At 43.4% G+C, this 24078-nt stretch carries 22 protein-coding genes, 1 CRISPR repeat array and 1 riboswitch; of the genes, 9 read left to right on the plus strand and 13 right to left on the minus strand.

The annotated features are described in order from the left end of the window. Positions 1-16 precede the first annotated feature (16 nt). The 3 genes from ilvN to BN3349_RS06120 all read right to left on the minus strand — a co-directional run bounded on the left by ilvN (position 17) and on the right by BN3349_RS06120 (position 4028). Complete coding sequence (gene ilvN, locus BN3349_RS06110; RefSeq protein WP_040976446.1) at positions 17-508, minus strand: acetolactate synthase small subunit; 492 nt, start codon at positions 506-508, stop codon at positions 17-19. Continuing rightward, positions 508-2226, minus strand: a complete 1719-nt coding sequence (locus tag BN3349_RS06115; RefSeq protein WP_040976447.1) for an acetolactate synthase 3 large subunit — start codon at positions 2224-2226, stop codon at positions 508-510. The genes ilvN and BN3349_RS06115 overlap by 1 nt, the downstream gene beginning before the upstream one ends. Before the next feature lie 275 nt (positions 2227-2501). Then, on the minus strand, positions 2502-4028 hold the full coding sequence (locus BN3349_RS06120) for a Na+/H+ antiporter NhaC family protein (RefSeq protein WP_040976448.1): 1527 nt from the start codon (positions 4026-4028) through the stop codon (positions 2502-2504). 101 nt (positions 4029-4129) lie between these two features. After that, a riboswitch (Lysine riboswitch) is annotated at positions 4130-4305 on the minus strand. A gap of 207 nt (positions 4306-4512) precedes the next feature. Here BN3349_RS06120 and BN3349_RS06125 point away from each other — a divergent pair. After that, positions 4513-4917 carry an H-NS family histone-like protein gene (locus tag BN3349_RS06125; RefSeq protein ID WP_040976449.1) on the plus strand — a complete coding sequence of 135 codons (405 nt, stop codon included), beginning with the start codon at positions 4513-4515 and terminating at the stop codon, positions 4915-4917. A 90-nt stretch (positions 4918-5007) separates the two neighbouring features. Continuing rightward, entirely contained in the window at positions 5008-5844 is an 837-nt protein-coding gene (gene purU, locus BN3349_RS06130) for a formyltetrahydrofolate deformylase (RefSeq protein WP_040976450.1), read from the plus strand. Between the two features lie 51 nt (positions 5845-5895). Here the strand turns inward: purU and hemA are convergent, their stop codons facing one another. Then, positions 5896-7203 (minus strand): glutamyl-tRNA reductase, encoded by a 1308-nt coding sequence (hemA, locus tag BN3349_RS06135; protein ID WP_040976451.1) that lies wholly within the window; start codon positions 7201-7203, stop codon positions 5896-5898. Positions 7204-7344: 141 nt separating this feature from the next. Further along, positions 7345-8046, minus strand: coding sequence for a hydroxyacylglutathione hydrolase (gene gloB / locus BN3349_RS06140; protein WP_040976452.1), 702 nt, complete (start codon positions 8044-8046; stop codon positions 7345-7347). Between the two features lie 22 nt (positions 8047-8068). Between gloB and BN3349_RS06145 the strand changes: the two genes are divergently transcribed. From BN3349_RS06145 to BN3349_RS06160, 4 genes are all read left to right on the plus strand, one after another. Beyond that, entirely contained in the window at positions 8069-8782 is a 714-nt protein-coding gene (locus BN3349_RS06145) for a class I SAM-dependent methyltransferase (protein ID WP_040976453.1), read from the plus strand. Positions 8783-8898: 116 nt separating this feature from the next. Beyond that, positions 8899-10659: a 30S ribosomal protein S12 methylthiotransferase accessory factor YcaO gene (ycaO, locus tag BN3349_RS06150; protein ID WP_040976454.1), complete on the plus strand. Its 1761-nt coding sequence runs from the start codon at positions 8899-8901 to the stop codon at positions 10657-10659. Positions 10660-10792: 133 nt separating this feature from the next. Further along, positions 10793-11209 (plus strand): Z-ring associated ZapG family protein, encoded by a 417-nt coding sequence (locus BN3349_RS06155; RefSeq protein ID WP_040976455.1) that lies wholly within the window; start codon positions 10793-10795, stop codon positions 11207-11209. 235 nt (positions 11210-11444) lie between these two features. Beyond that, on the plus strand, positions 11445-11768 hold the full coding sequence (locus BN3349_RS06160) for an HI1450 family dsDNA-mimic protein (protein WP_040976456.1): 324 nt from the start codon (positions 11445-11447) through the stop codon (positions 11766-11768). 390 nt (positions 11769-12158) lie between these two features. On the opposite strand, the gene BN3349_RS06165 is transcribed toward BN3349_RS06160, so the two are convergent. The 8 genes from BN3349_RS06165 to dapD form a co-directional block, all read right to left on the minus strand. Beyond that, complete coding sequence (locus BN3349_RS06165; protein ID WP_245853750.1) at positions 12159-12506, minus strand: phage neck terminator protein; 348 nt, start codon at positions 12504-12506, stop codon at positions 12159-12161. Then, a complete protein-coding gene (locus BN3349_RS06170) occupies positions 12491-12871 on the minus strand; it encodes a hypothetical protein (protein ID WP_040976457.1) in 381 nt (126 codons plus the stop codon). Before BN3349_RS06170 ends, BN3349_RS06165 begins: the two co-directional genes overlap by 16 nt. A 13-nt stretch (positions 12872-12884) precedes the next feature. Continuing rightward, positions 12885-13316: an LPD3 domain-containing protein gene (locus tag BN3349_RS11970; RefSeq protein WP_143933746.1), complete on the minus strand. Its 432-nt coding sequence runs from the start codon at positions 13314-13316 to the stop codon at positions 12885-12887. A gap of 6 nt (positions 13317-13322) precedes the next feature. Further along, a CRISPR array of direct repeats spans positions 13323-14084; the repeat unit is 36 nt; unit sequence GTTGTAATTCCCATCTATATTTCGCAGTGTTATAAT. A 62-nt stretch (positions 14085-14146) separates the two neighbouring features. Continuing rightward, complete coding sequence (gene cas2, locus BN3349_RS06175; protein WP_040976459.1) at positions 14147-14473, minus strand: CRISPR-associated endonuclease Cas2; 327 nt, start codon at positions 14471-14473, stop codon at positions 14147-14149. After that, positions 14466-15380 (minus strand): type II CRISPR-associated endonuclease Cas1, encoded by a 915-nt coding sequence (cas1, locus tag BN3349_RS06180; protein WP_040976514.1) that lies wholly within the window; start codon positions 15378-15380, stop codon positions 14466-14468. The genes cas2 and cas1 overlap by 8 nt, the downstream gene beginning before the upstream one ends. Before the next feature lie 52 nt (positions 15381-15432). Further along, positions 15433-18639 carry a type II CRISPR RNA-guided endonuclease Cas9 gene (cas9, locus tag BN3349_RS06185; RefSeq protein WP_040976460.1) on the minus strand — a complete coding sequence of 1069 codons (3207 nt, stop codon included), beginning with the start codon at positions 18637-18639 and terminating at the stop codon, positions 15433-15435. Between the two features lie 359 nt (positions 18640-18998). Then, complete coding sequence (locus BN3349_RS06190; protein WP_040976461.1) at positions 18999-19898, minus strand: DMT family transporter; 900 nt, start codon at positions 19896-19898, stop codon at positions 18999-19001. 94 nt (positions 19899-19992) lie between these two features. Continuing rightward, complete coding sequence (gene dapD, locus BN3349_RS06195; RefSeq protein ID WP_040976462.1) at positions 19993-20820, minus strand: 2,3,4,5-tetrahydropyridine-2,6-dicarboxylate N-succinyltransferase; 828 nt, start codon at positions 20818-20820, stop codon at positions 19993-19995. Between the two features lie 239 nt (positions 20821-21059). On the opposite strand from dapD, the gene BN3349_RS06200 reads away from it, so the two are divergent. The 3 genes from BN3349_RS06200 to dctM all read left to right on the plus strand — a co-directional run bounded on the left by BN3349_RS06200 (position 21060) and on the right by dctM (position 24016). Further along, positions 21060-22034: a TRAP transporter substrate-binding protein gene (locus BN3349_RS06200; RefSeq protein WP_218971805.1), complete on the plus strand. Its 975-nt coding sequence runs from the start codon at positions 21060-21062 to the stop codon at positions 22032-22034. A gap of 75 nt (positions 22035-22109) precedes the next feature. Next, complete coding sequence (locus BN3349_RS06205; protein ID WP_040976464.1) at positions 22110-22736, plus strand: TRAP transporter small permease; 627 nt, start codon at positions 22110-22112, stop codon at positions 22734-22736. Further along, on the plus strand, positions 22733-24016 hold the full coding sequence (gene dctM, locus BN3349_RS06210; RefSeq protein ID WP_040976465.1) for a C4-dicarboxylate TRAP transporter large permease protein DctM: 1284 nt from the start codon (positions 22733-22735) through the stop codon (positions 24014-24016). Before BN3349_RS06205 ends, dctM begins: the two co-directional genes overlap by 4 nt. Positions 24017-24078: the final 62 nt, after the last annotated feature.

Below are 24078 nucleotides of genomic sequence, written 5' to 3' on the forward strand. Positions count from 1 at the left end.
TAAAGGGTGAATCCACTTATAAGCAGTTTTTCTCACCGCGCGACAGGCTGATTAGACCGGAACGCACAATTTCAATAATCGGGCTTTCCTCTTTTACTGTGCCGACGAAAGCATCCAGTTTATCTTTGGTACCAACCAGTTGAATGGTATAAGATTTCTGGCTCACATCCACAATTTGCCCGCGGAAAATTTCTGTCAGGCGTTTCAGCTCGTCTCTTGATGTGCCCTGCGCTTTCACCTTAACCAGCATCACTTCACGTTCCACGTGGTCACAATCGCTCAGATTGATCACTTTAAACACATCCACCAGTTTATGCAGTTGCTTTTCAATTTGCTCCAGCACCTGTTCATCGCCATAAGCCTCTATTGTCATGCGTGATAAAGTCGGATCATCCGTGGGCGCTACAGTCAGACTTTCGATATTAAACGCACGTTGGGAAAATAAGCCGACGACGCGCGATAATGCGCCCGATTCATTTTCTAATAAGACTGATAAAATTCTACGCATTATGCACTCTCCGGTTTAGTTAAAATCATCTCGTTCATGGCGCCACCGCGAATCTGCATCGGGTAAACATGTTCCGTTTCATCCACTTTTACATCCACAAAAACCAGCTTGTCTTTGTAGGAAAATGCCTGTGCCAGCTTTTCTTCCAATTCTTGTGGCGTATCTATCTGAATACCCACATGCCCATAGGCTTCCGTGAGTTTAACGAAATCCGGCAACGAATCCATGTACGATTGTGAATGACGTCCAGAATAGATTAAATCCTGCCATTGTTTTACCATGCCCAGAAAACGGTTGTTTAAACTGATGATAACAATTGGAATACCGTACTGCTGCGCGGTGGAAAGTTCCTGAATATTCATTTGAATACTGCCGTCGCCGGTAATACAAACCACGGTTTCCTGCGGGTGCGCCAGTTTCACTCCAAGTGCTGCGGGTAAGCCGAATCCCATGGTGCCGAGACCGCCGGAATTGATCCAACGGCGTGGCTGGGCAAAAGGATAATGCAGTGCGGCGAACATTTGGTGCTGACCGACATCGGATGCGACATAGGCTTTTCCCTGTGTCAAGCGGTACACGGTTTCGATCACCTGCTGCGGTTTAATCACTTGGCTGTGGCGATCAAATTCCAGACATTTTTTTGCTCGCCATTCTTCAATCTGTTTCCACCAATCACTCAGATCCGCCTGCGATCTGAGCAAATTTTCATCCTCCAGCAGCGCTAAAAATTCGCTCAGTACGCTGTCGGCGCTCCCCACAATCGGGATCGCCGCCGGGACGTTTTTAGAAATTGAGGCCGGATCAATATCAATATGGATCACTTTAGCATGCGGACAGTACTTGGTCAGATTATTGGTGGTACGATCATCAAAACGCACTCCGATCCCCAAAATCAAATCGCTGTGGTGCATTGCGGTATTCGCTTCAAAGGTACCGTGCATCCCCAACATGCCCAAAAACTGCTGGTCGGTTCCCGGATAAGCGCCCAAGCCCATTAATGAAGCGGTCACCGGTAAATGCAGACGCTGGGCAAATTCTGTCAGCTGCACATGGCAGTTGGCGGTAATCGCGCCACCGCCGACGAATAACACTGGTTTTTTGGCAACCAACAAGGCTTTCAGCGCTTTTTTTATCTGACCTTTATGTCCGTGTACGGTCGGATTATAAGAGCGCAAAGCGATCTCCTCGGGATATTGATAAGGATATTTATGCGCCGGATTTACTACGTCTTTTGGAATATCAATTACCACCGGACCGGGACGTCCGGTCGAGGCGATATAAAAGGCTTTTTTAATGATCGCCGGAATCTCTTCCGCCCGTTTAACCAGAAAACTGTGTTTAACCACCGGACGTGAAATGCCCACCATATCGCATTCCTGAAACGCATCACTGCCGATAAGATTCGACATGACCTGACCGGAAAAAATTACCAGCGGCACAGAATCCATATAAGCGGTGGCGATACCGGTTATCGCGTTGGTAGCGCCCGGACCGGAAGTCACCAACACGCAACCAACCTCACCAGTAGCCCGCGCATAGCCGTCGGCCATGTGCACCGCCGCTTGTTCGTGTCGCACCAGAATATGATCGATGCCTGTCAAGGTATGAATGGCATCATAAATATCCAACACGGCACCGCCGGGATAACCGAAAACATATTTAACGCCCTGATCACGCAGGGACTGCACTACCATTTCTGCACCGGATAATTTCTTCATTTTCACCTCTCAAATTCACCGCACTTCGGCTGCCGGTTGATTGTTTATTTCCTGCGATTATTTTTACCCGAATCAAAATGGCTTGTCTATGAAAATCTGCGTCTTTATCTCAATGAAATCACTAATTTTAAGGAATTAAATATCGTATTTATTAAATATAAAGCATTTTATAAAAATAATTTTACTTAAATACAAAAAAATGCGACTTTATGCCGCATTTTATAAAATATACAAAATTAAATATTTTTATTATAAAGTGTGATATTGATCGCAACTCAGCGTTTCTTAAACAGCAAAATCAATGCCGCCAAAGTTGCTCCGGTCGCAATAAAACCGAATACGCCCGACTGCGTTAGACCCACAACCAGATAACCGACAATGGTCGCGGCGGCTACAGTTAAGGCATAAGGCAGCTGAGTAGTAACGTGATCCATGTGATTACATTTCGCCCCGGTAGAAGATAAAATCGTCGTATCGGAAACCGGCGAGCAATGATCACCGCACACCGCACCCGCCATCACCGCAGACAAACAAGGCAGCATCAGTTCCGGTGCGGCATTTGCCGCAATCGCTGCGGCAATCGGCAGCATAATTCCGAATGTTCCCCAGCTGGTGCCTGTCGAAAATGCCATGATTGAGGCTAACATAAACAACAAGGCAGGCAACACGGCAACGGGCAGATTTCCCGATACCAGACCGGACAGATAGGTTCCGGTTTTCATATCGCCGACGACATTATTAATTGTCCACGCGAAGCACAGAATTAAAATCGCGCCGAGCATAGACTTCATTCCCACCGACCACGATTTCAGATAATCGGCGACACTGACCTGACGGTCAAACAGAATGCACAGCGTGACCATCACAATGGAGGCAGAACCCCCAACCACCAGTGAAACGCCGACAGTGGTATTTTCAAATGCACCTAATACGGAAAACGGCTGTCCTTGCGCCGCTAACGCCTGATTACCGGTGTACAGCATGGTAGAGACCGTTGCCGCAATCAGGACAATAATCGGCAAAAACAGATTACGTACATGCCCTGTAACGCCGGATTGCATTTCTTCACTTTCTCCCCCCTTTTCCATCGCCAGTTTTTCATGTCTTGCCATAGAACCGATATCAAAAGAAAAATAAGCCACAAAAAATACCATCAGAATGGAAAAAATCGCATAGAAATTCATCGCACTCATCGCCATAAATGCGCCGATCGGTGAATAATCAGTCATCGCATAAGTGGCAAGCAAGCCCGAAATCAGGGTGATAATATACGCGCCCCAGCTGGATACTGGCATCATCACACACATCGGTGCCGCCGTAGAATCAAGAATATAGGCAAGTTTGGCACGCGAAACATTAAATTTATCGGTTACCGGGCGGGCAATCGCGCCGACCGCCAAACTATGAAAATAATCGTCGATAAAGGTTACAAACACCAAAGACGCCGCCATTAGCTTTGCGCCGCGGCGGTCTTTAATACGTTGCTGCGCCCATTCGGCAAAGGCACGGTTACTGCCCGACACGGTCAACAATGAGGTCAAAATACCGAGCAATAACAGGAATAAAAGAATATTAATAGTATCAAAATTAACGCCGCCATCACCGCTGTACACTAACGAAGTCACATTGCCGAACAAATATGTCAGCGCAGCAACAAGATTGAAATCCGCCAGCATGAATGAACCGATAATAATCCCGACGCTTAAAGACAAAATCACTTTGCGCGTAATGATTGCCAATAACAATGCCAAAATCGGCGGCACAACCGACCACAACGAGGTGGAATAATCTACAAGTTCCATTTATGTTCTACCTAAAATAAGGGAGAACCACTGAAGTTAACTATTTTAAAGAATGGGTCTGATTTAAAATAAAAAGGCAGGTAAAAAAGTAATGACCTAACCTAACCAGTAGCGCTCCATAGTGATTAACCAAACTATGACAGTGACGCCTCTTTCGATGACGCCCCCAACCAGTTAAAATGACTTTTAACTGATTTCGGCAACCATTCCTTTCCTTTTCCCTCATCGCTATCCACTCAGAAAAAATACTTATAATGGCTGCACCTCTACATACATAGGACGCAGCAAAGATTACAATAAGTTGATAAAAATGCCAAGAGCAAAAATAAAAATTTTTTATTTTTTTAACCGCACTTATTCTGCGTATATATAAAAATATGGCATTTAATTTAAAATTACATTTACCTTACAACATATTTTCGTTATTATGCAGCAACTGTTTTAAGTTCGTTTAATTAATTTTTAATACATCAGAGGAATAGCAATGAGCGAAATATTAAAAACATTAACAAATATTCGCAGCCTGCGTGCAGCTGCCCGTGAATTAAGCTTGGCACAATTGGAAAGCATTTTAGATAAACTGCAAACCGTTGTGGCGGAAAAACGAGAAGAAGCCACCCGTTTGCAACAACAAGAAGCCGAACGCCAAGAGCGTATTGAAAAATACCGCGCATTATTGAAACAAGACGGCATCACCGCCGACGAACTCGCCGAAATCCTGAACACGGACAGCACCCCGCCACGCAAGAAAAGAACACCGCGCCCCGCCAAATATCGCTATACCGATGAAAACGGTGAAACAAAAACTTGGACTGGTCAAGGCAGAACACCACGGACGATTCAAGCCGCACTGGATGCGGGAAAATCATTGACCGATTTTGAAATTTAACCCGATTTATTCACCATCTAAAACCCATATTTAGTTATATTTATGGGTTTTTACTTTTTTATCATCTGACAATAACTGCGGCATAATATTATGATCGAAAATAAAATATTACTCACCGATTGCCCCGACGATAAAGGTCTGATCGCCAAAATTACGAATATTTGCTATAAACACCAGCTTAATATTATTCATAATAATCAATTTGTCGATTTTGAAACGAAACATTTTTTCATGCGCACCGAACTGCAAGGCATTTTTAATCCGGAAACCCTATTAGCGGATTTAGCATTCAGTCTGCCGCAAGGCACCAATAATCGCTTAATCGGCGCCAAGCGAAAACGGATTGTAATTCTGGTCACCAAAGAGGCCCATTGTATCGGCGATATTCTGATGAAAAACTATTATGGCGGTCTGGATGTAGACATTGCCGCGGTAATCGGCAACCACGACACCTTAAGAACCTTAGTGGAACGCTTTGAAGTGCCGTTTCACTGCATCAGTCACGAAGGATTAAGCCGAGTCGAACACGACAGACTGCTGGCGGAAAAAATCGACGATTATGCCCCAGATTACATCGTGCTGGCGAAATATATGCGCGTGCTGAATCCGCAGTTCGTCGCCCGCTATCCGAATCGTGTTATCAATATTCATCATTCCTTCCTGCCAGCGTTTATCGGTGCCAGACCTTACCAGCAGGCGTATGAACGCGGTGTGAAAATTATCGGCGCAACGGCACATTTCATCAATAATGAGTTGGATCAAGGTCCGATTATTATGCAAAACGTGATCAATATCGACCATACCTATAGTGCTGATGCCATGATGCGCGCCGGGCGTGATGTGGAAAAAAGCGTGCTGACCCGGGCGCTGGATCTCGCCTTGCATGACCGGATTTTTGTTTACCAGAATAAAACCATTGTGCTGTAAACGGCAAAAGTGCGGTGAAAAGGACCGCACTTTTATAATGTTCAGTTATCTTCATTCTTCCGAAGTGGAGCCGATGCTGTCGGAAAATGCCTGTAAACCCTGCGCGTTACCGGATTTCACCATCGTCTGCATTGCGCGGGTGGGTTGGTGAATCAGTTTGTTGGTCAGTTTATAGCTTAATTCCTGCAATATCTGCTCAGCATTTTCACCCTGCCGCAGCGATAACAGCGCTTTTTCCAACAATGCCTGACGGGTTTGTTCCGCACTGTCGCGGTAAGCGCGGATCAATCCGGAAAACTGATGAACCTTAAGCCATTGATAAAAATCCTGATTTTCCTGTTGGATAATGGTTTCCGCCTGCGTTGACGCCCGTTCTCTGCGGCTGACGTTACGTTGAATAATATGTTGCAAATCATCCACTGTGTAATGATAAACACTTTCCAGCTCACCAACGCTTTGCTCAACATCGCGCGGCACGGCAATATCCACAATCAACATCGGCTGGTGATGTCTTTTGCGCTGCGCCTGTCGCACCATTTCCTGCGTAATCAGTACCTGTTGGCTGCCGGTGGAACTGATAATAATATCCGCCGAATCCACCCCTTGCTGCAAGTCATTCAACGCTAGAATGCGAATATGTTGATCCGTCTCCAGTTTTTCCACCAGCGCCTGCGCACGGGCTAATGTGCGGTTGACAATAGTCAGGCTTTTCACCCCGTGACGCAATAAATGGCGGCTGACCAGTTCAATGGTTTCTCCAGCACCGACCAGTACAATATTCAGTTTGCTCAGACTGTCAAAAATCTGGCGCGCCAAGGTACAGGCGGTATAAGCAACGGACACCGCATTTTCGCCGATGTCGGTTTCCGTACGCACCCGTTTAGCGGCGGCAAAGGTTTTCTGAAACAAGCGCGAAAACTCACCGGAAACAGCACTTTGGTGCTGTTGATAAAATTGTGCGCTGATTTGATAGGCTTGTTTTACCTGACCTAAAATCTGCGGTTCGCCCAGTATCAGCGAATCCAACCCGCAGGCAACGCGCATTAAGTGTTCGGTGGCCTGCTGATTTTGTGCCGAATAAAGGCAATCGTTCAAATCGCCCACGCTTAACTGGTGTACTTCGGCAAACCAGTGTATACAGCGTTGCTGCCAATGGTTGGCCTCGTGCGGCGGGATCTGTTTATTGTGAAAATATACTTCTGTGCGGTTACATGTGGAGAGAATCACCGCACTGTCCGCCAGTGCGGATTGGCTGAGTTGGCGTAACGCCAAAAGCCGCTTTTCTTCAGAAAAAGCGACTTTTTCGCGCAATGCCACAGAAGCGGTCTTATGGTTAATACCTAACACAAGAATTGTCATAAACTCGTTGAAAATTGACCGCACTTCGCGCTCAATATCCCCACATTCTCAAAATAGAAAATAAAACCCTGTCATTTTAAGCAATTATGCTCAGCGTAGCAAATCAGATTCCCTATTTTTATGCAGAATAACCTGATTTGATTAGAAATCATCTTTCGCTTTACGCAACGCCGTAAATTCAGCCAGCGAATTTGCCTGTAAAAACGGATTAATGGATTTCTCAAATCCTAATCTGGTCGGCACGCTGGGTTTATGTGCCGCCCGCCATTCTTCCACCTGTGCCAAATAGCGACGCACGACTGCTGGATCATGTGCGACGGTCGCGGCAAAAGTCAGATTGCTCAGGGTATATTCATGGGCGGGGCAAACAATCGTCTCATCGGGCAGCGCTTTTAATCGCTGAAGCGAATCGAACATTTGCTGGTAATCGCCGGTGAACACTCTGCCGCAGCCGGCGGAAAACAAACAATCGCCGCAAAATAAGTGTCCGTCGATCAGAAAGCTGACATGTTGCGCGGTATGTCCGCCGCTGGGCAGCACCCTAATCTGGTAATGCGTAGTGGCAATCTCTCCCTCGCTCACCAGCTGTGTGGCGCCTTTGTCAGCGGTTTCTGCCGGCCCCAATATCGGTACTTGTGGATAAGCGCGTTTAAATGCGCTCACGCCGCCGACATGGTCATCATGTTTATGCGTCAGCAACAATGCCTCCACCTCCAGCTTATGCTGGGTTAAAAAGCGAAACAAATTCTCGGTTTCCGGAAGGTCGATCACAATTACGGGCAAATTTTCTCGTCCGTAAACCCAAATATAGTTATCATGAAGTGCAGGAATCGGAAATAACATGTAATTATCCTCGAGGTTAATAATGAAATGGAACGCAAAATCCTCCGCCGACTTCAATCAGCCTACCAGCTGGCGGCAGTTGCAGCGCGGTAGCCAGTATTGTAATGCACTTAACCGCTATTTTGCCAACTGGTTGCCGAATATTGTCGGCGATCATTTGTTAAAAATCGGCGGACTCAGCGCCGAAATTCGCTGTGAATTGCCGCAGTTGCATCAAATAATCGTCTCGGCAGAAATTGACGAAAATCTGACCGCACTTTTAGCTGACGATAATCTCTCGCTGATACAAGCAAGCCCGCTGGAACTGCCTTTCGTTGAAGATTCGATCAATGCCTGCCTGCTGCTCAACGTGTTAAATTTCTGTCAGGATCCGCACCAAATCCTGCGCGAAATCAACCGTGTACTGTGCGACGACGGCTATTTGTTTGTTTCACTCTTTAACCCGTTCAGTCGTCTATTGTTTAAGCGCACGCTCGGCGTTAAAGTGCAACAGCCTTTTCCTTTTCGGCAATATTTGCTGTGCCGAGTGATCGATTGGTTGGAACTGCTGAATTTTGACATTCTGGCGCAGCAACATTTACCCCTGCACAATGAGCGCGGACCGTTTGCGCCGTTAACCGTGATCTGCGCACAAAAACGGGTTTATCCGCTCACTCTGCAACCGCAGAAAATGTCTTTCCGCGCCGCGGGTAATCTGGAACCAGCCAACGCCTTTAAACAGATGAAGGAAAACTAAGCGTAGGCGGTCAGGTTCAAAAACAGGCGTTAATCAGCAAGCAGCAGTACATTATGCTTGCCCGATTAAGCAAACTCCCCTATTATGCTCTGCTTTAACCTACAAGAGAAGACAGCATGACAGCACAAACCTTTATTCCCGGTAAAGATGCCGCCCTTGAAGAGAGTATCGCGAAATTTCAACAAAAACTGACCGCACTTGGCTTTGATATTGAAGAAGTCTCGTGGCTGAATCCGGTACCAAACGTGTGGTCCGTGCATATTCGCGACAAAGATTGCCCGCAATGTTTTGCCAACGGCAAGGGCGCAAGCAAGAAAGCTGCGCTGGCGTCGGCGCTGGGCGAATATTTCGAACGTCTGTCAACCAATTATTTCTTCGCCGATTTTTATCTCGGGCAAGATATCGCTAATGGCGACTTTGTACATTATCCGTCGGAAAAATGGTTTCCGATTGAAGACGACGGATTGCTGCCGTCGGGTATTTTAAATCAGGAACTGCTGAATTATTATGATCCGAATAACGAACTGAGCCCGGAATTGCTGGTCGATCTGCAATCCGGCAATGCTGAACGCGGCATTGTGGCGCTGCCTTATGTACGCCAGTCGGATCAACGCACGGTTTATTTTCCGCAAAGCATTATCGCGAATCTATATGTCTCCAACGGGATGTCCGCCGGCAACACTCGCTATGAAGCCCGAGTACAGGGATTGTCGGAAGTGTTTGAACGCTATGTAAAAAATAAAATCATCGCCGAGGCTATCAGCCTGCCGTTGATCCCGGAACATGTGATGGCGCGCTATCCTTCGGTGCAAGCATCAATTCGGAAACTGGAAGAAGAAGGTTTTCCGATTCTGGCTTATGATGCGTCCTTGGGCGGTCAATACCCGGTGATTTGCGTTATCTTGCTGAACCCGCACAACGGCACCTGTTTTGCGTCTTTCGGCGCGCACCCGAATTTTCAGGTGGCGTTGGAACGCACCGTTACGGAATTGTTACAAGGGCGCAGCTTAAAGGATTTGGATGTTTTCACCCCGCCGTCGTTTAATAATGATGACGTCGCCGATCACGCCAATCTGGAAACCCATTTTATTGATTCCAGCGGCTTAATTTCATGGGACGTATTTAAACAAGAGGCGGATTTTGCCTTCGCCGATTGGGATTTTTCCGGCAATACCCATCAAGAATACGAGAATCTCATGGCGATCTTTCAAGCGCAGCAAAAAGAAGTCTATATTATGGATTATACTCATCTGGATGTGTATGCCTGCCGCATTATCGTGCCGGGCATGTCAGATATTTATCCTGCCGATGATCTGATTTACGCCAATAACAACATGGGAATGGACTGGCGTGAAATTTTGCTCGATCTGCCGCATTTTCATCATACGCAGGAAACCTACCGAGAATTGTTGGCGGAACTGGATGAACAAGGCATTGACGACGCCACCAGAGTGCGCGAATTTATCGGCATTGTCGCCCCGCCGCAATCAGGCTGGACAACGCTGCGTATTGGCGAGCTGAAATCCATGTTGTATTTGGCGATTCAGGATCTGGACAATGCACTGGAATGGGCGACTTGGACATTAAATATGAGCGCTTCGGTCTTCAGCCCAGCGCGTGCCAACTATTACCGCTGTTTAATCAGCTCTCTTGAGCTGTTTTCCGATAGCGCACGCACGCCGGAACAATACCGCATGGTATTTGAGAAAATGTACGGCAATACTGCGGTAGAGTTTGCTTGGAACGCAATACAAGGCAGCAATCCGTTTTACGATTTGCCAGCCGACGACGAACGGTTACAGCATTTCCACGCCCATCAGAAACTGCTTACCGCCTATGCCAAACTGCAAAAAGCCAAACGCGAACACCGACAATAAACCGCACTGCGCATAAACCGGCGTCAGGTCAAACTGTGCGCCGATTTATCATACTGTGATCCGGCGCAAAGAAATATGCCTAATTTAACGTTATGATAACAAACGATCTTTACAGCTTATTAAGGAGTATATTATGCAAAATTGGACTGCCGAAATGTGGCAAGCCGCGCTTATCGGTTTGGTTGTCGGGGTAATTATCGGCTACGTGCTGTTGCGTTTCACCAAAGGATCGGTAAAAAAACAAGTGAAAACCGAAGCGGAATTACAGCAAGTCAAACATGAACTCGGCAATCAAAAACAACAACTGGAAAAACATTTTGCCGAAAGCGCCGAATTGTTGAAAACGATGGCACAAGACTATCAGAAACTTTATCGTCATCTGGCGTCATCATCAAATACATTGTTACCGGAGCTGGCCGATAAGGAATTGTTCGCGCAAAATCTTATCGCACACCAAAACGAGCCAGACGCTGACGGCGATCCAAGCGAAGACAACCAACCGCGGGATTATTCGGAAGGCTCTTCCGGTATTCTAAAAGCAGAAAAATAAACCCTGACGGCAATGGTGAATCTCAGATTCACCATTTTTTGCCGATTATCTTCTCCCCCTCATTGAATAATGCGACATTATGGAATGAGCACGAAAAAATCGTTGATTGTATGATATTATCCCAAACCAACTACGCCTTAAGCCGTGTTTACCGAACTTGAATTCAGTGCGCAAATCAACCGCACTTTTTATTTTGTGCTATCATAGCGCCAATTTAACCTTACAGGAAAGAACCATGACTACTCAAATTCAACCGATTGACCCTGATACCGCAATTGACATCGCCTACGATATTTTTCTTGAAATGGCGGGCGAAAATCTTGATCCGGCGGATATTATGCTATTTAACCTCCAATTTGAAGAACGTGGCGCCGTTGAATTCGTCGAAACCGCTGAAGATTGGGAACAGGAAATCGGTGTGCTTATCGACCCCGAAGCATACGCCGAAGTTTGGATCGGTCTACTCAACGAACAGGACGAAATGGACGATATTTTCGCTAAATTTTTAATCTCTCACCGTGAAGAAGAACGGGAATATCATATCGTTTGGAAGAAATAAGATATAATGTATGTAAAAATCATCTACTCAGAACTCTGATTAACATTCACTATAACTTATATTCAATGCAAGGATATAAAATAACTACCATTTCACTATTCTATATACCTTTTGTTTTCAGTACATAAAGATGATAAGTTTCTCAATATTTGCATAGGGTAATCATAATCTATCAGTTGTAATTCCCATCTATATTTCGCAGGTTATAATTGATGCCGGAATGGATTTCAACATAAGTTTTCCTCTTATAGTTTATTAAGTTCAATTTCTCCCGCTTTGTCCATAAACGCCTGTTCATGAGTAATAGCGGGGTTATAAGTTAGGTGAGCCGTAACAAGGTATCGTTCTTCGTACTGGCTCTTTTCATTCGTAAAGGGTAAGCATTTAGGATTATCGCAATACAACGGCTTGCAGCTCACAGGAATAAAAATCTCGCCACAGCTTGTAAAAAGTGCGAGCAAAATTCCTTACTTGATCACCATAGAAATCAATTTGCATTTGCAATTCAACGCTTTGTGTGACTTCTACATTTCCCCGTTCAACGGAATAATTATGGCTATTTGTTGATAGATCTTGCCCGTGAATAATATTCATCAAGATAAAACCACCTTCTGGCAATGGCACATTGTCGCTATATCCACGAATAACTCGCTCCCCTGATAAATTAAAAAGCCCGAGCAACAATTCTCGGACTTCTCGATAAATATCATTATGCGTTGTATTTAATTCTGTCGCCATACAACCACCTTGCACCATTCGGGGAATGATTCTGTAATGGATTTAATTAACCATTCTGATTCCGATTTCTCTCCGAACGCCTTAAACACTAACTTATCTGCACCTTGCTGCGAGATTCGCCTTAAGGCGTGCATTTGTCCACTTACATATACATTCAATAGTTGCCCTTGCTGGGCAAGGCTATCAAATAACTGCAAGTCCTGCGTTGACAAGCTCTGAGGCTGAATTTCGACACTCACATCCTCAAACTTTGCAACTCTCTTTCCAGTGTCATCAGTTCCATAGCCCACATTCAGTTTAAGTGTAACCAAGACATTAGGATTCACGGCTGTGATCGCGCTATTGGCTATTTCGCGTAAATTCATCGATTCCCTTCTTTTATCTTGAGCTCTTTTTCAGCAATCTATTTAGCCTACCGCTGATATTGCTTTTTTGTGCATTTTCTGCTAGCTTACAAATATCTCCCGTAGAGCGGATTGAAGTCGGGTCAAGCCCATCAGCTTGAATAGTCGAGTCAACCCATTGAGCTGCGGGAGATTTTTCATTTAATTCTATTGCTTCAAGAGTATATAGTTTATTCGCTTGGTCTTTACGCGCGATCTCTTTGACTGTCAGCTTGACCAAATACTGATTGTTACCGTCTTCAATCGCTAAGAATAAACGATGAATAGCGGTAATATTAGGATCATTTGACCTGTCGGGTTTTGCCCGGCCATATAACGCATTTTCATATAGTTTATCTGCATTTGCGACAGCCAAAGAATGCAGATTTGGGCTGACCGACTTTCCAACTGCTTTGGAACTAAGCATTTTATCGTTGTAATTCCCATCTATATTTCGCAGTGTTATAATGGGGTTATCATCTATATCGTCCGGCACCATGTTGTAATTCCCATCTATATTTCGCAGTGTTATAATAATGAGGGCGTACATAGCCTCATGAATCCAGTTGTAATTCCCATCTATATTTCGCAGTGTTATAATACGTCGGCAGCTTGATTAGTTGCGACGGCAGTTGTAATTCCCATCTATATTTCGCAGTGTTATAATCAATAATTCATCGGAATATTGGACTTCTAAGTTGTAATTCCCATCTATATTTCGCAGTGTTATAATAACCGAAGATCGCTTTGTGCAAGTGCCTTGGTTGTAATTCCCATCTATATTTCGCAGTGTTATAATTTAAGCCGAGTGGGCATGTTGGCACAACAAGTTGTAATTCCCATCTATATTTCGCAGTGTTATAATCCAACCGAGCGTAGCACGCAAAAGCCGTTAGTTGTAATTCCCATCTATATTTCGCAGTGTTATAATATTTAAACGTGCCGTAAGTGAAAATTTTGAGTTGTAATTCCCATCTATATTTCGCAGTGTTATAATTTCTTGTTTGCACGATAAGCATCAACCACCGTTGTAATTCCCATCTATATTTCGCAGTGTTATAATTTAAAAGCCGTCTTATCTAAGTGTGCAGTAGTTGTAATTCCCATCTATATTTCGCAGTGTTATAATCCCCTTAAGAATCCCCATAAAGGGGTCATAGTTGTAATTCCCATCTATATTTCGCAGTGTTATAATTCAAGCCGCGCAAAGCCTTATATATCAAGGCGTTGCGCGGTTTTTTATTGCAAAAAATCACGTTAAAACAGTAAAAATTGGTCGGCATTCACTGTTTTTTCTTGGATTTTCTTCTCGCCAAGTAAAATTGCCATTGAAGCAAATTGCTTTTCAGTGACTTCCAAACAACGAACAGATCCTTCTTCGGGCAAATTGGCTCTTAACCGCTTATTATGTTTTTCCAAAGAATCTCGTCCGCGTACAATGCGAGAATAAACTGAAAGTTGCAACATTTGATAGCCATCTTTACGTAAAAATTGGCGAAACTGGTTGGCTGCTCGTTGTTTCGCTTTTGTAGTTACGGGGAGATCAAAAAAGACGATTATCCGCATAAATATTGCCTCACTCATAAAAATGCTCCGCAAGCGATCGAATTTCTGGCATTTTTAGCCAATCCGCATTTTTGTTGAGCAATGCCGTTTGTAGCGAACCGACACAACCATCGATTGCCGCCAGTACGCTTAATGTTTCTTGCTGAAAGGTCATTTGATAATGCAATAATTTAATCAACGACTGTTTTGTTGACGGCGATAAATGCTCAGATAATGTGCCGTTTTCCCAAAGTTGCCATACCCGCAAATCCACTATCGGACGAAAAGGCTCAATAAAATCATCGGCTAAATTAAAGGCATTTAATTCATTGCAATGAAAAATCCCAAATTGCGGCAACCAGCCGTGTAAAACTAAACTTCTTGCCACCGCTGAACGTAATACAATATAAGCATAATTTAAATGAGCGTTTATATTATTTTCCGTTTTACGGCTAAATTTTTTACCAAACAAAGTATGAAAATAAAGCACCGCACTTTGTGCTTCTAAATTATCTTTATCGCCTGATTTAACCTGCTTTGCCATCTTTTCTAAACGCTGACTTTCGGCTTCACAACCAATTTCTTTTAATACCCAGCTTTGATGTAAAATTTTCTGTTTTACAATTTTTCGCCATAATTGTTTCTTTAACGGCTGAGACATTTCAAGTTGTAACTTTAAAGTTTTATATTGTCGGCAATACTGATTAAAGGGCAAAAATTGTCCGCAAGGTAAACATTGTTCATCGCAGGTTAATAAAGTAATTCCATATAATCCAAATGCTGATAAAAGCGGCGCAGTAATCACGACTTCTCGGCATTCAACCACAATAATGGCAATATCCTCCAAGGGTACACTAAATTCTTTCTCTTCTTGCCAAATCAGCAACTGATTATTTTTTAAAGAAAGCTTACCACCTTTACTAATTAATAAACTTCGCCAGCTCATATTTTCTCCCATATAAAAAATCCCTGTGTATAAACATACACAGGGATCAAAATTAACGCACATTAGGACGTTTTGAATAACGACAAAGATGGATATTTTTTCCTAACTCATCGATTTCGTATTTTTCAAAAGAAATTACTTTTGATTTAGTTGAAATCCTAAATTTTCCAGTTAACTTGTCGCTCCCTTTTTGCTTCACATTTCCTTTACGAATATCTCTATCATGGCTAGAAATAATAATTCGTGCATCGGATCTATCCAATTCCTTATAATAACCAAAATATTCGTTTTGTAATTTTCCTTCTTGTTTTACAATTTTGATTAAATCATTTGGATACATAGGAAATAAAAATTGATAACTTTCGTCTATTTCCAACCAATTGTCTTCATCACTGCCATATATGGCCTTATTCGGCAAAATCCCTTTCGCCACTTGCCAAGTATAAATTGGCACTAAGAAAAATTTGCCATTTTTCTTAAAGACATCTACCCGCACCATTGTTGCATTATCCGTTACACCCGCTCCTTGATGTACCAATACGCCAGCTTTTTGTAAGAACTCAACTCGAACGGCTTTCACCAATTGCCCACCTTTCTTATAAAAAGGCTCAGCAAAGGCTTTTACAGGATCATTTTTAAAAGCATTTAAACGTTCTTTTAAGGCTTGATAAAGCTCAACTTCACGTTCACAATTAGCCATATTTTCTAACAAATCTAACTTTAATTCTGTCAAAGCAACACGCTTTATACTGATTTTTTCCTCTAGCCTTTTTGCAGATCTCACTGTCTCCTTATGCCCCTGCCCCGTCATTTTCCGTGTTGGCATTCTGGATACAAACAACGGTTGCACAAACTCGTGATTGGCTTCTAGGCGAGCAGGTAGCTGGATAGTTAAATCTTCTTTCGGCACATCACTAAACACGCGAATCATCACTTCTTCACGGAAATACTCCCAAGGCGCTGGGAAATGTAGCGGAATAATTTCACCTGTTTCAACATCAACACGTCCCAAATTTTGTCTATAAGGATGCTCCGCTTCATATTGCATAAAACGAGTAATCTTTTGCTGCATCGAAACCGTTGCGCAGGCGACAACAACTGCATCTAAAGCATGATGACGATCGCTTTCTTCCCGATTTTTCGTTAACCCCCAACGCCCGCGCAGCAATGCCGTGATTTGTCCATTCGGTGCAAAAACCTGCCGTTTTCCTTTACCTTTCAATAACATATTATCCGCAATCCAATTCATCATAAAACGACTGATGTAGCGCGTGTCATTTAAATTGCGATCTTTAAAACCTTTTTCATCTAATTTTTGCGTAAGAAGCCGCTGTTTTTTCGCATAAGAAAATGCGCTCATTTCCACGTTCACTTTAAACATTTTCCAACGATCGCTATTTTCAACCCCGCCAAGCCATTCAAAAGGCGTACGATTGCCTTTATTTTGATTTTCCGCTTTTAAAACCAAAACTTTATTATTTTGGCTATCATCCCAAGTGCGAGAAAACGGCAAGGCGTGATCTACTTCAACATAACCATTTTCTAGTAAACGTGTCAAATCTAATGCTTTTCCAGAATAAAGACATTTTCCATCTTGTTCTTTATATAAACGCAATTTCAACAAATCTTTATATTTCGGTTCGCCCACAAAATGCGGAAATATTTCTCGAAAATTTTCACCCGCTCTTTCTCGCGCTTTACGATTTTCTTCCTGCTGCTTAATAAATTTTTGCCGATCTTGGAAAGATTTTCCCAACTCGCGTGCGATTTCAATATGCACCCGATCAGGCGAGCCATAACGACGCACCACGGCATTGATTACTTTACGTGCCTGCGTGAGTGTGCGTAAAACTACAGGATTACGAATTTCATCGGCAAGAATTTTGGGCAAGAAAATCTCATTTTGCTTCGTTTTACTCCCATAATGATCGCCGTAAACCTGTTGGCAAGCCTCGTCATAACGCACGCCTTGCTCCATAAGCGGTAGAATTTTGGCTAAACTTTGCAAAGAGAGATTGATAAATTTATCAAAATTCAGCTGTGCTAATAGGCATTCCAGCACCGCTTCGGGCAATTTATCACCCAGTTTCGCTCGAATATCATCGTCTGTTTTGTACAACGAAAATGCCGTGCCGATTTCATCCAATAATTCAGGCTTAGTTTTCAACTCTTCCCATTCTGTTTTTAAGTTGTTACTTTCCAGGGCTTTGCGAACGGCATGCCACGCTTTTAGCTCCATTAACGTTGCACTTTCTGCCACTTTATCTTGGCGATAGCGCACGCCTTTAAAAATCGCCGTTTCGGGTAGCTTCAATAAGTTACGCACTTGCGCATAGGTCAATTTCGCCTTTTTATAAGGCTCATCAATAATAGAACGGCGCTGCTCTTCCGTTAAAGCAAACTCCTCGCCTTCGTGCAAAATGCGAAGATTATTGAGCTTGGTTAGCCAAACAAAACGCTCGGCAGAATAGCTATTTTTCGCGGCTTTATATTGGTCGGTTTCAAAAGTGCAATGTCCAAGCATTTTCAAAATCGCCTCGCCAGAAAGGGCGGGCTTTTGGAACATTAAACAAGCGGTCATATTTTTCTCAAAATTTGCAGATGTAAAAGGATTACCCAACTCACGCTGTTTTTGGAATAACAACTGCATTTCCGCCAAAATATCTAAGCGGTTAAAAGTGTGTGCGTAACTCCCTCGCTGATTGCGAATATGTTTGGCTTCCACCACAAATTTTTTCACCGCAATTTCCGCAGGTGTGCGAAATTCAGCAGATTGTAATAATTTTTGGTTTTCCGCAATACCGCCTAACATCGCTCCAAGCTCTTTATTTTCAGTTTGGGCTTCATTTTTACGTTGCGATAAATAGCCACGATGTTTAATCAAATGGAGCAACACCACCGCCCACTCTTGACGTTCTAATTTTTCAGATAGCCCCTTTACACGTAGTTGCCAAGTATTAATCGGAAGTTGAAGTTGAGAAGAGATAAAATCTGAGGGAAGCAGAACGCCATTTTCTTTCAGTAAACGTTTTGCCTGTTTTAGGCGTTGCACACGACGGCGAATCAAACGGCGAGAAGCACGTGCCAAACGGCGTTCTTCATTGAGCGATTTCCCTTCTTTGGCAGTTTCTGCTTTTTCAAAAGCTCTCACACCCAAATCAATCAACCGAATCGGGTATCCATTTTCATCAATTTCCACCACAGCCCAGCCAACAGAGGCAATCCCCAAATCCAAGCCTAAAATATAACGCAACGTCATGATTTTCTCCTTTTTTATTTGACTAGAAATTAAATTGATTATATAGTAGCTCGCGTAATGATGACACTGCGAAATATAGATCGTTATTACAATAAGTGATCGAAAGATTACGCAAAGCTCTACCCCTAGAAATTTTAATTTCTAGGGGTATCTTTTTAGATAGTTTATTTAGTAAGGTTTATTCTACTCTGAGAACTTATTGCTATTAAATGAATACTTACTATATCAGACAATAATCGTTTATGGGCATAAATAGTTTCTCATAATCTATAGAAAAATAAATCAATTGCAGATACGTAATTTATCTATTAATCAAAAATTATAATAAAACTAATATGATATTGACAATATTAAATACATCATATTTTCCTATTCTTTCTCAACGATACAATACAACCGATAATAACAATAATTGCGCCGATACCTTGGTAAATAGAAATCACTTCATCTAAAACCAAATAGCCGGCTATGGCGGTAGATAAAGGAACGGTTAACTGAATAAGATTAAAAACGATGACGCCTTGTTTCTGGACAATATAAAATGCCAATAACATGCCCGTCAGCATGCCATATATACCGGCCAAAACCAGACCAGTTAATAATCCAACACTTGCATCTCGTAAATGCTGAATTTGTCCGGTATATATCGCTAGAATTAAGAAAATCAATCCGGATATGGTGGCGGTGGAGGCGCTGATTACGATTGCATTTAGCTGTTCGGCAACTTTTTTAACAATGAGATTTTGTATCGACTGGATAACAATAGCGGCGCTCAAAAACAAAGCACCGGTAATAAAATCATCTCCTTCGTCGGATTGATTACCATAAAGCACAAAAATTAGCGAACCTAACACGGCGAAGAAACCGCCGATATAAAAATTCGGTTGTCCCGCTTTAGTGCGTTCATCCTTAAAAAAGACCGATGCCATCACAACAGATAACGGCATGGCTAATATACCGAAAATACTGCCGGCTAATGCGGAAGTATATTTAAGACCATTTATAAAACAATACATATTACCGGTCATAAAAACCGCCAACATCAGCAAATAGATAATGTGCTTCGGTTTTTCAATTATTTTCTTTAATTCATGTTTATATTTAAACAGACATATTACAACAAATAAAAATCCACCGGAAAGAAACCGCACTGCATTATTATTTAACGTATCAAATTGGATACTCATAAAACGCATAATAGGAAAACCGACTCCCATCAATAAAATATAATAAAATCTGACTAAATGTTCATTCGCCATACAATGCCTAATAGATTAACGATTCGGTTTTTTAATTATACGGGCAATAAAAAAGCCAAACCTTCAGTGATTTGGCTTATGTTATTAAATCTGACTATTCGTCGATGGCGCGCAATAATTCATTGATGCCGACTTTACCTAAGGTTTTAGCATCCACTTTTTTCACAATAACCGCGCAATATAAACTGTATTTTCCGTCTTTCGAAGGCAAGCTGCCAGACACTCCCACCGAACCCGCCGGTACGCGACCATAATAAATTTCGCCGGTTTCACGATCGTAGATTTTGGTGGACTGACCAATAAATACGCCCATGGAAATCACACAGCCGTCTTCTACAATTACGCCTTCAACCACTTCTGAACGCGCGCCGATAAAACAGTTATCGCCGATAATGGTCGGATTGGCCTGTAACGGTTCCAGCACACCGCCGATCCCTACGCCGCCGGACAAATGCACATTTTTACCAATCTGCGCACAAGAACCAACAGTCGCCCAAGTATCCACCATGGTGCCTTCGCCGACATAAGCGCCGATATTCACATAAGACGGCATTAATACCGCATTTTTAGCGATATATGCACCTTTACGCACGGTCGCAGACGGCACCACACGGAATCCTTCCTGCTGAAAACGGGCTTCATCATAATCTGCAAATTTCAACCGCACTTTGTCGTAATATTTGGTTTCCGCCCCGTCAATGAGCTGATTATCGCTAATCCGAAACGACAGCAGTACCGCTTTTTTTAGCCATTGGTGGGTCACCCATTCGCCGTCGATTTTTTCCGCCACCCGGTATTTACCGCTGTCCAAACCGTCAATAACCTGCTCTACCGCTGCGCGAGTTTGCGCATCTACGGTTTTCGGCGTAATTTCAGCGCGGCGTTCAAATGCCGCTTCAATGATGTTCTGTAGCTCTGACATAGTTGTTTCCTATAAATTATATAAAAAAGAGTTTATTTTTATCATATTTCTATTGAAAACTCACTCTTTTATTTCGGCATCTCCGGTCAGAGGGAATTAAATTTTTTGAGATCTTTGTCAAAATTTTGTTAACAAAATGTTTACTTTTGTAAAAAACAAGGCAAATTAGCTGACGAATCTTCTGATTTATAACCCTATCGAGTGAGGTAAACACAATGTTATACAAAAAACTAACAAACATGATCACGGCATTTGCGTTCAGTGCCGCTTTTTCATTATCAGCATGGGCCAATGATCCGATTATTATTAAATTTTCACATGTTGTCGCCAACGAAACGCCAAAAGGTCAGGGCGCATTAATGTTTCAGAAACTGGTTGAACAGCGTTTGGCAGGCAAAGTGAAAGTTGAAGTCTATCCCAACTCTTCCCTTTATGGCGACGGTAAGGAAATGGAAGCGCTGCTTTTGAACAATGTTCAAATGCTTGCTCCCTCTCTAGCCAAATTTGATAAATATACGCCTAAAATTCAACTGTTTGATTTGCCGTTTTTGTTTGATGATATTAATGCAGTAGAACGCTTCGAACAAAGTGACGCGGGAAAATCCCTGTTGAAATCCATGGAAGATAAAGGCATCACCGGGCTAGCTTACTGGAATAATGATCTCAAACAACTTTCCGCGAACAAAGAATTGAGACTGCCGAAAGATGCGCGCGGTTTAAAATTCCGCGTTCAAAACTCCGAAGTACTGGATGCGCAGTTCAAAGCATTAAAAGCTGTACCGCGTAAAATGGCGTTTGGTGAAATGTATCAGGGATTACAAACTGGTGTGGTTAATGGTGCAGAAAATCCATATTCCAATATTTTTTCACAGAAAATCAATGAAGTACAAAAATATATTACGGAATCGAATCACGGATTGCTCTCTTACATGGTTATCGTCAACACAGACTTCTGGCATAGTGTGCCCGAGGATATCCGCGCTGAATTAATCACCATTTTGGCAGAGGTTTCCACTGAAGTGAACAAGCAATCTCATGCGCTGAATCTTGCCGATAAACAGAAAATTATTGATTCCGGCTCAAGCCAGATTATCACGCTGACGGCTGAACAACGCAGCCAATGGCGCGATGCGGTCAAACCGGTATGGAAACAATTTGAAGACGCTATCGGTGCCGATCTGATTCAGGCGGCGGCAGCCTCCAATATTCAATAACGACGTTATCGCCTATCATGAAAATGCGGCAATTTAATGCCGCACTTTTATCATCTATTGCAGCAGGAGTAAAAAATGGCTTCTCTAAAGTGGTTGTGGGAGCGTTTTGAGGAATGTTTTATCGCAATTTTATTAATGGTGATGACATTAGTGACATTTTTTTATGTCATCTTCAACAATCTTTATAATGTGTTTTTTGATCTGGCTGACCGTTTCCCCGTGACCGCGCCATTTACCGAACCGGTCGGAGAATTGATTATGCTGACGGCTCAGGAAATGACTTGGAGTATCGCGGTAACCAAAGTCTGTTTCGGCTGGCTGATTTTTTTCGGTGCGTCTTACGGCGTTCGTACCGCAGGTCATATCGGTGTTGATATTCTGGTTAAACATTTATCCCGTTCAAGTCAGAAAACGGTCAGTATTATCGCCGGATTGTGTTGTTTGACTTATGGTATTTTAATCAGCGCGGCAAGCTACCAATGGATTCACGCTATGTATCTGACCGGCGTGGGCGCCGATGATTTACATCACTTCAACATTCAGCTGTGGCAAACAGGCTTAATTATGCCACTTGGCTTTGCACTAATCGCAATCCGTTTTATTGAAATTCTGATCCGTATTTTACGCGGCAAACAACGCAATTTGGGGCTTGCCGATGAAAGCGAAGACGCGCTGAAGCTAACCCGCAAGGAGGCGAAATGACAATTCTGGTATTATTTCTGCTGTTATTTGTCTTTATGTTTATCGGCGTTCCAATCGCCGTATCGCTGGGATTATCCGGCGCAGTAACCATTCTGTTTTTCAGTCAGGATTCGCTCAGCTCACTGGCGATTAAGTTGTTTGAAACATCGGAACATTATACCCTGTTAGCCATTCCGTTCTTTTTACTTGCCGGCGCATTCATGACCACCGGTGGCGTCGCCAAACGACTGATTGATTTTGCCAATGCCACGGTCGGACATATTCGCGGCGGTCTAGCGATTGCCGCCGTCATGTCCTGTATGCTGTTCGCCGCACTTTCAGGTTCAAGCCCTGCCACCGTCGCGGCGGTAGGTTCTATCGCCATCGCCGGTATGGTACGTTCCGGTTATCCGGTCGGCTTCGGTACCGGTATTATCTGTAATGCAGGAACCTTAGGGATCTTAATCCCGCCCTCCGTTGTCATGGTGGTTTATGCCGCGGCAACGGAAACGTCGGTCGGACGTTTATTTATGGCAGGTGTTATACCGGGTACATTGCTCGGCATAGTGTTAATGCTGGCAATTTATCTTGTTGCGCGGGTTAAAAAACTACCAGCACAGCCCAGAGCCAGTGTGCGTCAATGGTGCAGCGCTGCGCGCAAAGCGAGCTGGGGTCTGCTGTTGATGGTAATCATCCTTGGTGGGATTTATAGCGGTATCTTTACCCCGACGGAAGCGGCAGCCGTCGCTGCGGTGTATTCGTTTTTCGTTGCGGTATTTATTTATAAAGACGTCAGACTACGCGATTGCCCGAAAGTATTGCTGGAATCCGCCAAACTCAGCATCATGCTGATGTTTATCATCGCCAACGCAATGTTGTTCGCCCATGTATTAACCACCGAACAAATTCCGCAACTGATCACAGAACATGTTATTGAATGGGATTTACAGCCATGGACGTTCCTCATCGTAGTGAATATTATCCTGCTGATCGCTGGAGCATTTATGGAACCCTCGGCAATTATTCTGATTCTTGCTCCGATTCTGTTTCCGATCGCAATCCAGCTGGGAATTGATCCGATTCATTTAGGCATCATCATGGTGGTAAACATGGAAATCGGGCTGATTACCCCGCCAATCGGACTTAATTTATTTGTAGCGTCTGCCGTATCAAAAATGCCATTAACCGATGTGGTGCGCGCGGCGATGCCGTGGCTGCTTATTCTACTGAGTTTCTTATTGGCAATTACCTATATTCCGGCGATTTCACTGGCGCTACCGAACTGGATCGGCATTAACTAATGCCGCCGCGGGCATCCGTATTCCGCCGATAAAAAACCGCCGTCTCGAACAACATGAAACGG

The organism is Necropsobacter massiliensis (genome assembly GCF_000827595.2).
Classification (GTDB): domain Bacteria; phylum Pseudomonadota; class Gammaproteobacteria; order Enterobacterales; family Pasteurellaceae; genus Necropsobacter; species Necropsobacter massiliensis.

Coding starts and splice junctions, on each gene's coding strand:
- ilvN (WP_040976446.1), bottom strand. CDS start 508: ATGCGTAGAATTTTATCAGTCTTATTAGAAAATGAATCGGGCGCATTA.
- BN3349_RS06115 (WP_040976447.1), bottom strand. CDS start 2,226: ATGAAGAAATTATCCGGTGCAGAAATGGTAGTGCAGTCCCTGCGTGAT.
- BN3349_RS06120 (WP_040976448.1), bottom strand. CDS start 4,028: ATGGAACTTGTAGATTATTCCACCTCGTTGTGGTCGGTTGTGCCGCCG.
- BN3349_RS06125 (WP_040976449.1), top strand. CDS start 4,513: ATGAGCGAAATATTAAAAACATTAACAAATATTCGCAGCCTGCGTGCA.
- purU (WP_040976450.1), top strand. CDS start 5,008: ATGATCGAAAATAAAATATTACTCACCGATTGCCCCGACGATAAAGGT.
- hemA (WP_040976451.1), bottom strand. CDS start 7,203: ATGACAATTCTTGTGTTAGGTATTAACCATAAGACCGCTTCTGTGGCA.
- gloB (WP_040976452.1), bottom strand. CDS start 8,046: ATGTTATTTCCGATTCCTGCACTTCATGATAACTATATTTGGGTTTAC.
- BN3349_RS06145 (WP_040976453.1), top strand. CDS start 8,069: ATGAAATGGAACGCAAAATCCTCCGCCGACTTCAATCAGCCTACCAGC.
- ycaO (WP_040976454.1), top strand. CDS start 8,899: ATGACAGCACAAACCTTTATTCCCGGTAAAGATGCCGCCCTTGAAGAG.
- BN3349_RS06155 (WP_040976455.1), top strand. CDS start 10,793: ATGCAAAATTGGACTGCCGAAATGTGGCAAGCCGCGCTTATCGGTTTG.
- BN3349_RS06160 (WP_040976456.1), top strand. CDS start 11,445: ATGACTACTCAAATTCAACCGATTGACCCTGATACCGCAATTGACATC.
- BN3349_RS06165 (WP_245853750.1), bottom strand. CDS start 12,506: ATGGCGACAGAATTAAATACAACGCATAATGATATTTATCGAGAAGTC.
- BN3349_RS06170 (WP_040976457.1), bottom strand. CDS start 12,871: ATGAATTTACGCGAAATAGCCAATAGCGCGATCACAGCCGTGAATCCT.
- BN3349_RS11970 (WP_143933746.1), bottom strand. CDS start 13,316: ATGCTTAGTTCCAAAGCAGTTGGAAAGTCGGTCAGCCCAAATCTGCAT.
- cas2 (WP_040976459.1), bottom strand. CDS start 14,473: ATGAGTGAGGCAATATTTATGCGGATAATCGTCTTTTTTGATCTCCCC.
- cas1 (WP_040976514.1), bottom strand. CDS start 15,380: ATGAGCTGGCGAAGTTTATTAATTAGTAAAGGTGGTAAGCTTTCTTTA.
- cas9 (WP_040976460.1), bottom strand. CDS start 18,639: ATGACGTTGCGTTATATTTTAGGCTTGGATTTGGGGATTGCCTCTGTT.
- BN3349_RS06190 (WP_040976461.1), bottom strand. CDS start 19,898: ATGGCGAATGAACATTTAGTCAGATTTTATTATATTTTATTGATGGGA.
- dapD (WP_040976462.1), bottom strand. CDS start 20,820: ATGTCAGAGCTACAGAACATCATTGAAGCGGCATTTGAACGCCGCGCT.
- BN3349_RS06200 (WP_218971805.1), top strand. CDS start 21,060: ATGATCACGGCATTTGCGTTCAGTGCCGCTTTTTCATTATCAGCATGG.
- BN3349_RS06205 (WP_040976464.1), top strand. CDS start 22,110: ATGGCTTCTCTAAAGTGGTTGTGGGAGCGTTTTGAGGAATGTTTTATC.
- dctM (WP_040976465.1), top strand. CDS start 22,733: ATGACAATTCTGGTATTATTTCTGCTGTTATTTGTCTTTATGTTTATC.